We start from the raw sequence: 12,931 nt of genomic DNA on the forward strand, positions 1-12,931 counted from the left end.
ATAGGATTATTATTTTATATTTATATTTCATTATATTTAACTTCTCGTTATCAAATAAGAGAATATGGAGACCAGAAACCATTCAAACGGGGCGAACCTGAAAAGCCATACGAGTAAGCATTTTAATCGAAAAAATAATGGAAATTTTTATTGGAGTAGTTTTTTACCTTGCACTTATTGCATTAATGATAGTATCTGCGTGGAAAATTAACACAAAAGCAAATCAACCTGGATGGGCTTGTATTGTGCCAATTTATAGCGCTATAGTAACCTTAGAGATTATTGGTAAACCATGGTGGTGGATACTTCTAATTATCTTCCTTCCAGGGATAAATTTAATCTGGCTAATTTGGATGACAAATCTATTATCTAAAAGCTTTGGGAAAAGTACTGGATTTACTATAGGTATGATTTTTCTACCATTCATTTTTTATCCAATTCTTGGATTAGGGGATGCTACTTATCAAGGTCCTGCTGGATTAAAATAATCATTATATAAATAACAAAAAACGCCGTTTCAATTGAAACGGCGTTTTTTGTATACTAAAATATCTTACGGCTGTTGACTGTATGTGTGAACACTAAACTGTGCCGATGGAAGGTAATTAACTCCGAACCAACACACCAAAAGTATTACGAAGGCAAAGGCCAAAATCCATAAAGATGATTTGTATTTCGAAGGCATTTGATGTCGTCGGTGAATGTAGACTAAATATCCCATCCAGGTAATAAATGCCCAAGTTTCCTTTGGATCCCATGTCCAATAATGCCCCCAAGCTTCTTTTGCCCAAAGAGCACCAAATAGTAAGCCAAGGGTTAAAAAAGAGAAGCCCAAATAGACCAAATTGTCGGCTACATACATCAATTTATTGTCAAACTTGTTCATTTTCACTTGATACAAGCCATACACAGCAACTAATGTAGATGCAGCAAGAAATGCATAGGAAATAATATACACCACAACGTGTGGCACGAACCATGGACTTTGCAAAGCTGGCATTAATGTTTTCGAGAAATTTTCGGGATGCAGAAAATTAATGAACAGAAACAGCAATGACATAAAAAGACAGTAATACAGCATCCACAAATACTTCCATCGGAAATAGGTAATCAATCCAATTATGGATATAAATAATGCATACCACAAACGTGTTTCACCTAAAGTTCTCAATGGAGGTCGTTCCAAGCTAGTCCATAAAAAACCAATATATAAAGCCATGCTGAGTATACCAATCAGTACAAGAGCATTTCGAATGCCATTTTTCTTAGCTAGCAAAGCAGACAAAATCCAACTTGCTGAACTCACACCTGCTGACAATAAAAAATAGTTCCAAATCATTTTATTCAGTTTACAGTTATCAGTAAACAGTTATCAGTAAAATTACTGCTCACTGCTAATTGTTACTTTATTTCCACGCCAAAACATGTAAATAGAGCCAATCATCATCATAAACACACCAATGTATACATATATCTGCCAAGGATCTTTCACAACCTCTACAATGCTCTTGGTAGAATAAATCCCCATCTTTTCATCGTAGCTTAGTTGGTAGATTTTCCATCCGTTAACAGTGAATGATTTGTTTACTTCTAATACCTCATCTCGCTGTTTTCCATCTGGCGTAAAAATTCGAACATCAGAAGAGAATTTTTTTGCTTCAGGAACGGTCATTAACAATGAAAATTCATCGTTTATTTTTAGTGACTCATGAGGACGATTAAAACTTCCACAGCTGATCCAGCCAGAAATAGTGTCTTTTTGCTGAGAAATAACCTTCACTTTAGCTGCTGGTGCTGCACCTAAGTCCGAAAGGAAATAATATCGATCTCCAGATCGTCCAGATGTCAGAAAAAACTCCTCTACGATTATCTTCCAATCGTGCAATTTACACTCTAAGGAATCCTCTATCATGATCATGGAAGGTTTCGTTGGCTCGTATAAATTACCTGTGGTATTTTCAACAACTGCCATCTTAGGATTAAACTCTTCAATCTTAAAATCATTTAATTTAATGGCCAATGGCAATTCGTAAAACTTGCCAAAATCATCATAAGCTCTTGCCTCTATCCTATTCTCATGCAAATCCATTCGTAAACGCTGAAGATCTCCTGAGCCAAGACCAGCTGCAAAAACCGTTATCCATAAACCTAAATGACTACAAATGAATCCCCAATTTTTCCATTTTAAAGGAAACAGCTTTCGAATGATTACCATTCCCAATATCAGCAACAAATAAAAATTAATAAACAAAAAAGGAATGGATGTAGTTAATTGATTCAAATTAAGCATTCCGACCAATCCATCTTTCTTGATTGGTACCTGCGGAATAATTCCCATCACAATTACAAGCAAACTTAAGGCTGTTATTGCACCAATAGAAGCTGGAACTCCCGATAAGAATTTAAAACTTGATTTTCGCTTAATCAAAAAATACAAAAGTACGTTTAACAATATATAAACACCACCTACTATTATATTTTGAGGAAAGACAATGGTCCCAAAATTTGTACTATCAATGGTAAATTCCAGTGCAAATCCAACTAGTAGTATTCCAAATGCTAATAAGAATCCTTCAGAATATGTCCAAGGCGATTGCCATAAAGCCTTTTTTATTTTTGTCATATATTATTCCTTAATCCAATCCAACAAATTATTCAAGTCGTAATTTGCCGATTTTTATTGTTACAGATACTAATATAAAAAAATATGCCACCCAAATTGAGTGGCATATTAATAATTCATCTATTTAGAATGAAAAGTTCATTACATTTTCACTTTGTAAGTCTTCTCACGCTTTTCAGCTTTTTTGTCCCACTCAGGAAGAAGATTCTTCTTAAATGTTTCTTTCTCTTTATTCAATTTATCCATATCAAGACCGATAAATTTCTGAGCTTTTGCTTTCGTAGCGATATCTGGATAAGCAACCTCTCCGTCGAAACCATACTTATGGAAAATTCTTACTAAAGCGATTCGAGCCTCTTGTGCACGATCTACACCAGTAGTAATAATACGACCCGTTTCAGTTGGAGCGTGGAAAGAACCACCATGAGAAGCAGCTGCATAATCCCAACGCCACTGAGCGTGACGAATCATCATCAATATTGGCTTCATTTCTTTTTCAGTAGCACCTAAATCCCAAGCTTTCTTAGCTTCAACGTGAGCACGTACAAGAAGTTCTTCTAGCTTATCACGATTCTCGATAATTTGATCCTGACGTTGATAAACATTCTTAATCAACTTCTCAGTCTCTTCACGGTGACAAACCTGACAAGAATTAGCAACATTATTCAATGGAGATTGAATATGGTGATCAGTAAATTTCTGTCCACCTTCTGATTTATAAGGCATATGGCAATCAGCACAAGAAACACCACGATCAGCGTGAATACCCTTTAGGTAAACTTCGTATCCCGGATGCTGAGCTTTCAACATAGGAGCTTTACTTAACTTATGAGTCCAATCTTTAAACTCAAGCTCATCGTAGTACTCTTCCATTTCTTCAACGCCCATTCCTTTATCCCATGGTAACTGAACAAAAGCAGATCCTTTAACACGATTCTTGTTAAAATAATACTCAACATGACACTGAGCACAAACTAAAGAACGCATCTCCTGATGAGTTGCATCGTTAATATCTTTACCCATACGCTCGAAAGCTTCAATTAGGTATGGACGCGTAACTTTAAGATTCATTGTTTCAGCATCGTGACAGTCGGCACATCCAATAGGATTTACAACTTCGTGTCCTTTTGACGACCATTTTCCTGAATAATATTCAGCAACACCAATTTCATTCATCAAACGAGGTACATCAGGAGATTTACATGTCCAACATGTTGAAGGCATTGGTCCATCTTTATCACTAGTTGGGCCACCTGTACGTAAAGTATTTCTTAAGTCATCAACTGCATAATAATGACCACGACCTTGATTATAATCTTTCGCAAAACCATAACCTGCCCAAAGCACAACCAATCGAGGGTCTACTTCCAACATATCAATCATAGCATTACCGTTATACTTGCTATTAAAGCTAGTATCGGCTGTGTTGTAATAAGATTCAAATTCGCGAGGGAAATTTTCACCCCAAACCTCGTTGCGAGGTTCCCACTGGTTATATTCAACCTGCGGTGTGTAAGCAAAAACAGATTCGGCTCTTCTTTCCATTATCGATGAAGCTAACAATCCAAGTAGAAATACAACCACCAAAGTTGCAAGGAAGATGATCCATCCCAACATTGGTTTTTTGCCTACAGATTCTTGTATTGGTTTCATATGCTATTTTATTTAGGTTTTATTCGTTTTCTAATTTAGATTCTTCCATGTATTCCTGTAACCAATCTGGAATTGGACTTGAAGGTACCGGCACGCGTGCGTTTGGAACACTCGAAAGGCTATTTACCCTTCCATGAGGTACTTCTCTATGGCAATCCCAGCACACTCTACCTTGCGTGTTATGTGTATGTTGTGGAACTTGTGTTGCCAACTTAGGGTCGGTCAGCGTTTGGCTGTGACAGCGAATACAGTTATTGTGAACCACTTCGCGTCCTTCTTCCAAAATAAAGATGACTTCCGGTTCCATTCTTAATGCAAACATTGTTGCATGCCTCAAACCATCTTTTGCCTTAAAAAAGTACTTATTAAACACATTATTGTGCGGTACATGGCAATCGTTACATGTAGCAACCTCACGGTGCGAACTATGCTGATAGGTCGCATATTGTGGTGCCATAACATGACAGTTGACGCAGGTTTTAGGATCATCAGAAAGATATGATGCCGCCTTTGAAAGGTAAAGCACATAAAAGCCAAGTCCAACGAATATTCCTAGAGACACCAAAACCGGCAGTTTCCATTGTGGAGGTGGTGTTAGAAATTTGAATAGTTTTCTCATTAGCAAAAGTTTTGATGTATTGGGTTTGCTTTATTACTTCAAAAAGTTAGGAGTGAAAACAACCATAACCCATCCCCAGTTTTGAGTTTCATCTTTGTCACCACCCTTCAACACTTCCATTGAATCTGATGCAAACATCTGAGAATATCCCATTTTAAATGTTACTGATTTTGAATACTTATATCCGAATGATAAGTCAATCTCAGTACCTAAATAAGCATCTTGTTTTTCAGCTCCTTTATATAAATCTGCTGCTGCAGAAAAAATATGAATAGCCGATCCAAATGAGAACTTATCTTTTGAATAGTTTAAACCACCATAAATATCTTGTAATCCAACATCACCAACATGGTTGCCAACATAGAAATAATCCATATGACCATTAAACTTGTGATTGGTTCCGAATAAAGGCGTGAAAGAATTATTATCTTTTATCTCATCATCATCAGTTCCTGACAGCATTTCAATTCCAACATTACCTTTCCAGTTATCCGCAACCTTAAATTTCATTCCTAAGTTGAACATATAAGCACTAATATCCTTATCCGCAACTGTTTTACCCGACTGAGCATATAGTGATCCGGTTAAAGTAACTTTACCTGGACGGTAATTCATATGTGTACCAAAAGTTTGATTGTATCTTGTTTCAAGATCATCATCAACATCAAGAGTCTGAAGACCTACATTCATGAATAGTAAGCTAAAATCAAACTTGTCTGATTTTCTGTTATACCAAGCAAATTGCATGTTCTTATAATTTGTTGTGTATAACATTCTCTTTAATCCTTCAGAGTCGTTATTTACAGCTAAACCAAGATGAAATTTACCTTTATCATCGGTTTTAAACTTAAGCAAAGCTAAGTCATGACTTCTTGCTTGTTGAGCCCAACCGACATTACCCAAAATTCTGGAATCATCATAAACCAATTCCTGACGACCTACTTTTAATGAAAAGTTCTCATTAAACAATAGTTCACCCCATGCTTCGTGCAACATCAACTGATTCTTATCAGACATATTTAGCTGTTTTACATCTCCCCAAGTACGAACATCTTGTAATGATAAACCAACACGGAATTTAGAATCGTTGTACTTTAAATTCAAACGTGTACGTTGAGAAGTGAACAAAGCAGCATCATCAGCCTCACTAAATAATGATTTTAAGCCATGACGATACTCAGTACGTGGACGAAGTTCTCCTGTAAAAGTAAGTTGTGCCATCGTTATCATTGGCACTAGTCCTAGAAAAAGGACTAACATTAGACGAAATAGTTTTTTCATAGTATGGATAGATTTCAATTTAAAAAACTGTGAGTCACCACAGTAATTACATAGATTATATTGCAATACTAGGTAGATTAAAGCTTTATTTCAAGATTAGAAGATTATTTAAATTTATTATATTTAAATTTTAATACCTTTTTATCCTTTACTATTCTTGGTTTTCAAGCTTTTCATATCGATGATAACAAATATGAAACAAGTGTAATTTATCTTTAATCTTAATAAAAACATGAAACATCCTATATATGTAACTCCATTTCCCCTATTTAATAAGAAAATTTATCTGCAATAGATAAATTGAAATCTTACTACAAATGGAACATCTTACTTACAACAAGTTACATTATTTCAATGAAAAAGGCTCATCAAAAAGTAGTTGAAGTATGAAAATTATAGTATTTTGGATTTATAAAGAAAAGCGTATCTTGAACTCCAATTTTCGGGAAGTAGCACGTTAAGTGGCTTTTAACCGAATAACAATAAAATTCTTTAATCGAAATATAAAATTTTACCCGAATGAATAAGTTTCTAAATTTTCTGTTTTCTATGCAAATGATGGGTGTGCTCATCATTCTTTTTGCTTTCTCAATTGGAACCGCAACATTTATAGAAAATGATTTTGGAACTCCTGCCGCTCGTGTTCTTGTATATAATGCATGGTGGTTTGAGTTAATGCTATTACTGCTTACAATTAACCTTGTTGTCAATATTTTCCGATACAAGCTCTTCAAACGAGAAAAGTGGTCTATATTTTTGTTTCATGCGGCTTTCATAATCATTTTTATAGGTTCTGGTGTTACTCGTTATTTTGGTTACGAAGGAAACATGCACATTCGAGAAGGACAATCAACAAACCAGATTACCACAATGGAATCGTATATTGATGTGCAAGTACAAGCCAATGGACAATTCAATAGAAAAAGCGAGAAGATTACTGTATCGTCGGTAAAAACAACCGATTATAAGGATGATTTGGAGATCGACAATAAAAACGTAGAGCTCAAATTAAAAACATTCATCCCTAATGCAGAATCTACTATTGCTCAGGATATGAACGGTGTTCCAATAATGGAAATGGTTGCTGTTGGAAGTGAAGGAATGTCTGGAATGCAAAATTTTGCTCTAGAATATCGAGGACAGAAAAACATTGCTGGCAACCTGCTTGCCTTTGGTGGACTACCAAATGATCAAACGGTAGTATTTGATTTTACAGATAGTTTAAGAATGATATCTCCTTACCCATTTCATGAAGTGAGTATGATGGGTGGCGAGCCTATTCCGATGCAAGCGAATCTTTGGCATTCAATTTCACCAAAGAAATTATATGATTTAAAAGGGACCAAATTTGCAATTAAAAACTTTTTCCCAGCTGCCAAATACAAATACATTCAAGGGGAAAATAAAAACGCACCTACCGTATTGGTATTTCATGCAAAAAGTGGCAATGAGCAAAAAGAAATCATTGTAAAAGGTGCTAGTAATTATGTGAGTGCACCGAGTACTGCGAATATTAATGGCATAGATCTTTCGATTGCATATGGGCCTAAAACACTTGAACTTCCATTTTCTCTTAAATTAAACAAGTTTATCTTAGATAGATATCCAGGATCTAACAGTCCGTCCTCTTTTGCGAGTGAAGTAACATTGTACGATAATGCAAAGGGAATCGAAAAAGACTACCGTATTTATATGAATAATATTTTAAAGCACGAAGGTTTTAGATTCTTTCAAGCTTCTTATGACACAGATGAAAAAGGAACTGTTCTTTCGGTAAATCACGACCAGTGGGGAACATTAATCACCTACTTTGGCTATTTTGTACTTATGCTAGGAATGACTTGGTCATTAATTAGCCCTTTCACTAGATTCAAAAATTTAGGAAGACAATCCAGAAAAGTAAAAGTAATAACTGTATTAGCCGTTATTTTTGCAAGTAGTTTATTTCCTGCTTCGGCCCAAAATCAACAATTACCCGTTGTTCCGTTAAAGCAAGCCCAAGATTTTGGTAAGCTTTTGGTACAGGATAATGGTGGTCGATTTGAGCCAGTTAATACGATGGCAAGTGAAGTAATCCGAAAAATTACTAAAAAGAATAAATTTCAAGGATATACAGCCGAACAAGTATTTCTTAGTATGCTGGTAAATCCTCAAGCTTGGCAAAACATTGCCATGATTAAGGTCGGAAGTTCTAAACTGGCAAAAGAAATTGGCATTTCTGGTAAACATGCAAGCTTTAAAAACTTTTTAAATCAACAAGGTCAGTATAAACTATCTGCCAAAGTTCAAGCAGCCTATTCAAAAAAACCTTCTGAACGATCTGCATACGACAAAGAAATTATTAATGTTGATGAAAGAATCAATATTACCTATATGGTTTTTACTGGCGAATTCCTGAAGATATTCCCAGATCCTAATGATGTTATGCATGAATGGTATAATCCTACTTCTGAAGTTCAACTTACTGGGGATGATTCATTATTCGTAAAGAAATCTGTTATCATGCTAAGCCAAGCAATAGTCCAAGGAGATTTTGCAAACGCAGATAACTATATTGCTGGAATTAAAACTTATCAGAATAGATTCGGGCAAAGTATTATCCCTTCTGCAACAAAACAGAAAACCGAAATATTGTACAACAACATCAATATTTTCAAAAGACTATTCCCATTTTACTTACTAATAGGATTCTTCTTAATCATCTTTTTGGTAACTCATATCATTAGACCTAGATTCCCAATTAAGTGGGTGGTTCGTATCGCGATGCTTATTCTTGCTATAGGATTTATTTTACAAACAGGTGGCTTAGCTGCACGATGGTATATTTCAGGCCATGCTCCGTGGAGTAATGGTTTTGAAACCTTAACGTTTATATCGTGGGGTTGTTTACTTGCCGGATTTATTTTTGCACGAATATCAAAACTAGCCATTGCTGCGACTGCAATGCTAGCAGGATTGTTCTTATTTGTAGCGCATTTGAGTTGGATGAATCCAGAAGTAACCAATTTGGTACCTGTTTTGAAGTCATACTGGCTCACCATTCATGTTGCAATTATTACTTCTAGCTATGCATTCCTTGCTTTGGCAACTATTTTAGGAATTATTAATCTTTGCCTGTATAATTTACAAAACAAGAATAGTCAAGAGCGTATTTCCAGTAAAATATTAGATTTAACTCGCATTAGCGAAATGACCATGACAATTGGCTTGTACTTCCTAACCATAGGAACTTTCCTTGGTGGTATTTGGGCTAATGAATCATGGGGGCGCTATTGGGGTTGGGACCCAAAAGAAACTTGGGCACTTGTTAGTATATTGGTGTATAGCTTTGTACTGCACATGCGTTTTATTCCAGGCTTAAAATCTGTTTATGCTTTTAACATTGCTTCTGTATGGGGCTATAGCTCAATTTTAATGACCTATTTTGGAGTGAACTACTATCTTGCTGGAATGCATTCATATGCAAAAGGAGATCCTGTACCAATCCCTACATGGGTTTATTATTCGGTAGCGATACTATTTGCTTTAAGTATGGTGGCTTATTTCAATTACAAAAAATACAATGCTGTGCCGGAAGAGGTCGAGGCATAAGCGAAATACATTTTATTCTTTAAGGAGCTTCACTTTTGTGAGGCTCTTTTTTATTCTAATTTAAAATCTATTGTTCTTTCGAATTATTCCCATTGCAGAGGAAGTGCCGACAGTCAAAGGGAAGATTGTTCTCCAATAAAACAAATTATTTATTTTCGCTCAAGCCGCATGGCTTTTACTTTTCTCCTTAAGCCAGACAGGCTATTCTTTTGTCATTACCACAAAAGAATCAAAAACGCTAGGCCACAGTTCTTCCTTACCCATAACGGATCAAAGTCTAAACAGAATAATATTGAATCGATATAACTATAGGCCAATTCTGATCACTTGTTTTCTCTTTGCTCAAGCCGCATGGCTTTTACTTTTCTCCTTAAATGAGAAAAGTAAACAAAAGAATCAAGTCAGCCTGATCCTTGTTTGCTCTACAAACTTAAACCTGTATCACGCCTAACGGCAGGCTGACAAACCACGCTCACATTTTGTCAAAATGAAAAATAAAAATCGACATTGCATGTACCTTCGATTAAAAAATACAACACCAAACCTCAAGTGATCGAGGCATAAGCGAAATACATTTTATTATTTAAAGAGCTTCACTTTTGTGAGGCTCTTTTTTATTCTAAGCTAAAAGCCTATTATTATTTGAAAATCTTCCCTTTGCAGATGAAGCACAGACAAGCCAAGGGGTGATTATTCTCCAATAAAACAAATGATTTACATTCTTTGCTCAAGCCTGTCTGGCTTTTGCGTTTGTCTTTAAGCCAGACAGGCTATTCTTTTGTCATTACCACAAAAGAATCAAAAACGCTAGGCCACAGTTCTTCCTTACCCATAACGGATCAAAGCCTAAACAGAATAATATTGAATCGATATAACTATAGGCCAATTCTGATCACTTGTTTTCTCTTTGCTCAAGCCGCATGGCTTTTACTTTTGTCTTTAAGCCAGACAGGCTATTCTTTTGTCATTACCACAAAAGAATCAAAAACGCTAGGCCACAGTTCTTCCTTACCCATAACGGATCAAAGTCTAAACAGAATAATATTCGCTCGTGCCTCTCTCATGGAATTCTGTTTTTTACGCCTTCTTCTCCTATGGGTGCCAACGTCGAACTGAATGCCATATCCTGCCTTTAATCATCGACAATGCATGCATTGGCATAATAGAATAGTTCACGATATAAAACAAAAAAAAGGAAGCATCTCTGCTTCCTTTTCTATATTTTAAAAGTATCGGCTTAAGCCTTATTCGTTGTAATTACAAATATAATAAGTGGTTCGTCGCTGGTGTTTTGAACCGAATGAAATCCCTCTTTACTAACAGCAGTAATATTGCCTTTCGTAATTTTCGTTTCTCTAACTTCGCCATCAACACCGGCTTTATCGGAATACATTCCCTCGCCATGCATCACCACATAAACTTCTTCCTCGTTACGTGGCCCATGATCATGAAATCCGGCTTGATCATTCTTATTTAAAAAGACCATAAAACAACCAATTCGATTATTAATTAATTCATCAACATCGAACATTTGCAGCAAATAAACAACTCCCTCGCCACCATACATTGGCTTACGAGTATCAACACGTACTACCGAACGTTTGTCTTGTCCAAACGGAACAACATCTAAATCGATGTACTGAGACACTTTTTCTATTACCTGATTGGCTTCGAGTGTTTGCATATGTATTATTTTACAGATATCAAATGAATATCGAAAATCAAAACAGAACCACCTGGAATGCCTCTTGTATCGTAAGGTCCATAGCCTAGGTGTGAAGGAACTAAAAGCTTTCCTTTTCCACCTTCTTTAAAATAAGTGATGCCTTCGGTCCATCCTTTTATAACTCGCTTCAACGGAAACGAAATACCTCTCTCACTACTCTCGTCGAAAACCTCTCCATTTAAATAAGAACCTCTGTAGGCTACCTGAACCGTTGATGCACTTGTCGGTTGGGCGCCTTCTCCTGCATTATCAACGGTATAATATAAACCAGACTCACTCTTTGTTGCGTCCAATTTATTGATCTTTATATAATTGGTAATTTGTTTCTCATTTATGCTCGCATAATCTTTCTCGGGAGTACTCTTGCACGAAATCATAAAAGCAAACAAAAGGGCTAATAAGCTATATTTCATCTTTTTTAATATTTTAATGATTGCTTAAGCAGATATTGAATTCCTATTCGTTAATTGAAATCAGCTTTACATCGAAAACAAGAACTGAACCTCCTGGAATACCATTGTAGTAGTAGCTACCATAAGCCAAATGCGCTGGTATGATTAATTTTCCTTCGCCACCTGGTTTAAAATAAGTGATTCCTTCTTTCCATCCTGCAATTACACCATCTAAATCAAAATCAACTCCACTTACACCACTTTCATCGAAATCTGTTCCATCAAGAAAATAACCTTTATAAGAAACAGTAACATTAGATGTTTCTGTTGGAAATTCTCCAGTTCCTTCTTCATCGATAATGTAATACAAACCAGAATCTGATCTTGTTGCTGTTAAATTCTCAATTTCCAAATAAGTTAGAATTTCTTCTTCATTTCTTTCCGCAATCATCTCCTCAGAAAACACAGTAATTTCGAAAATTAGTACCGAACCACCAGGAACGCCATTGAAATCCTTATTACCATATCCTAAATGAGCTGGAACTAACAACATTCCTTTTCCACCTTCTTTAAAATAAGTCAAGCCTTCTGTCCACCCTGGAATAACTCCTTGCAAATTAAAGGAAGCTAAATTATCTTCAGTATTGTCAAAAACTACTCCGCTTGTGTAATATCCTTTGTAAGTAACAGCAACATCAGATGTATATGTTATCGCAGCTCCAGTTCCTTCTTCTTCAATTACATAATACAAGCCCGATGCAGTTTTAGTTGCAACTAAGCCATTTGCCGCTACATAAGCTGCAATCTCTTCATCATTTTCTACTCTGTAATCTTTTTCGCTATCCGAACTCGAACACGATACCATAAAGGCAAACACTAAGGCTAATAAGCTATACTTCATATCAATTTGTTTTTTATAAGAACAACAAATATAGTAAAATGTAGGAATGTTGGTTGCTGTGATTGACTTTGCTCTAGTATTTTTTTAATTCTTAGCCTAGCCCTATCTTTTAATTACCCTTAAAGAGGACTTTACCCAAAAAATT

Annotated in this window: 10 protein-coding genes; 2 read left to right on the forward strand and 8 right to left on the reverse strand. The window is 35.8% G+C overall.

Going from position 1 to position 12,931, the window contains the following annotated elements:
• Positions 1–137: 137 nt before the first annotated feature.
• Positions 138–488 carry a DUF5684 domain-containing protein gene (locus L3049_RS08245; protein ID WP_275109329.1) on the forward strand — a complete coding sequence of 117 codons (351 nt, stop codon included), beginning with the start codon at positions 138–140 and terminating at the stop codon, positions 486–488.
• A 65-nt stretch (positions 489–553) separates the two neighbouring features.
• Here L3049_RS08245 and ccsA read toward each other — a convergent pair whose 3' ends face one another.
• The 5 genes from ccsA to L3049_RS08270 all read right to left on the reverse strand — a co-directional run bounded on the left by ccsA (position 554) and on the right by L3049_RS08270 (position 6,176).
• Entirely contained in the window at positions 554–1,339 is a 786-nt protein-coding gene (gene ccsA / locus L3049_RS08250; RefSeq protein ID WP_275109330.1) for a cytochrome c biogenesis protein CcsA, read from the reverse strand.
• Between the two features lie 42 nt (positions 1,340–1,381).
• Positions 1,382–2,623 carry a cytochrome c biogenesis ResB family protein gene (locus tag L3049_RS08255; RefSeq protein WP_275109331.1) on the reverse strand — a complete coding sequence of 414 codons (1,242 nt, stop codon included), beginning with the start codon at positions 2,621–2,623 and terminating at the stop codon, positions 1,382–1,384.
• Between the two features lie 141 nt (positions 2,624–2,764).
• Positions 2,765–4,276: an ammonia-forming cytochrome c nitrite reductase gene (gene nrfA, locus L3049_RS08260; RefSeq protein WP_275109332.1), complete on the reverse strand. Its 1,512-nt coding sequence runs from the start codon at positions 4,274–4,276 to the stop codon at positions 2,765–2,767.
• Between the two features lie 19 nt (positions 4,277–4,295).
• A complete protein-coding gene (nrfH, locus tag L3049_RS08265) occupies positions 4,296–4,895 on the reverse strand; it encodes a cytochrome c nitrite reductase small subunit (RefSeq protein WP_275109333.1) in 600 nt (199 codons plus the stop codon).
• Positions 4,896–4,928: 33 nt separating this feature from the next.
• Entirely contained in the window at positions 4,929–6,176 is a 1,248-nt protein-coding gene (locus L3049_RS08270; RefSeq protein WP_275109334.1) for an alginate export family protein, read from the reverse strand.
• Between the two features lie 519 nt (positions 6,177–6,695).
• Between L3049_RS08270 and L3049_RS08275 the strand changes: the two genes are divergently transcribed.
• Positions 6,696–9,767 carry a cytochrome c biogenesis protein gene (locus L3049_RS08275; protein ID WP_275109335.1) on the forward strand — a complete coding sequence of 1,024 codons (3,072 nt, stop codon included), beginning with the start codon at positions 6,696–6,698 and terminating at the stop codon, positions 9,765–9,767.
• A 1,237-nt stretch (positions 9,768–11,004) separates the two neighbouring features.
• Here the strand turns inward: L3049_RS08275 and L3049_RS08280 are convergent.
• From L3049_RS08280 to L3049_RS08290, 3 genes are read right to left on the reverse strand one after another with little or no spacing between them, the layout of a single operon-like run.
• Entirely contained in the window at positions 11,005–11,451 is a 447-nt protein-coding gene (locus L3049_RS08280) for a cupin domain-containing protein (protein ID WP_275109336.1), read from the reverse strand.
• A gap of 5 nt (positions 11,452–11,456) precedes the next feature.
• Positions 11,457–11,906, reverse strand: coding sequence for an FKBP-type peptidyl-prolyl cis-trans isomerase (locus L3049_RS08285; protein WP_275109337.1), 450 nt, complete (start codon positions 11,904–11,906; stop codon positions 11,457–11,459).
• A 43-nt stretch (positions 11,907–11,949) separates the two neighbouring features.
• Positions 11,950–12,786 (reverse strand): FKBP-type peptidyl-prolyl cis-trans isomerase, encoded by an 837-nt coding sequence (locus tag L3049_RS08290; protein WP_275109338.1) that lies wholly within the window; start codon positions 12,784–12,786, stop codon positions 11,950–11,952.
• Positions 12,787–12,931: the final 145 nt, after the last annotated feature.

Source organism: Labilibaculum sp. DW002, from assembly GCF_029029525.1.
Classification (GTDB): Bacteria; Bacteroidota; Bacteroidia; order Bacteroidales; family Marinifilaceae; genus Paralabilibaculum; species Paralabilibaculum antarcticum.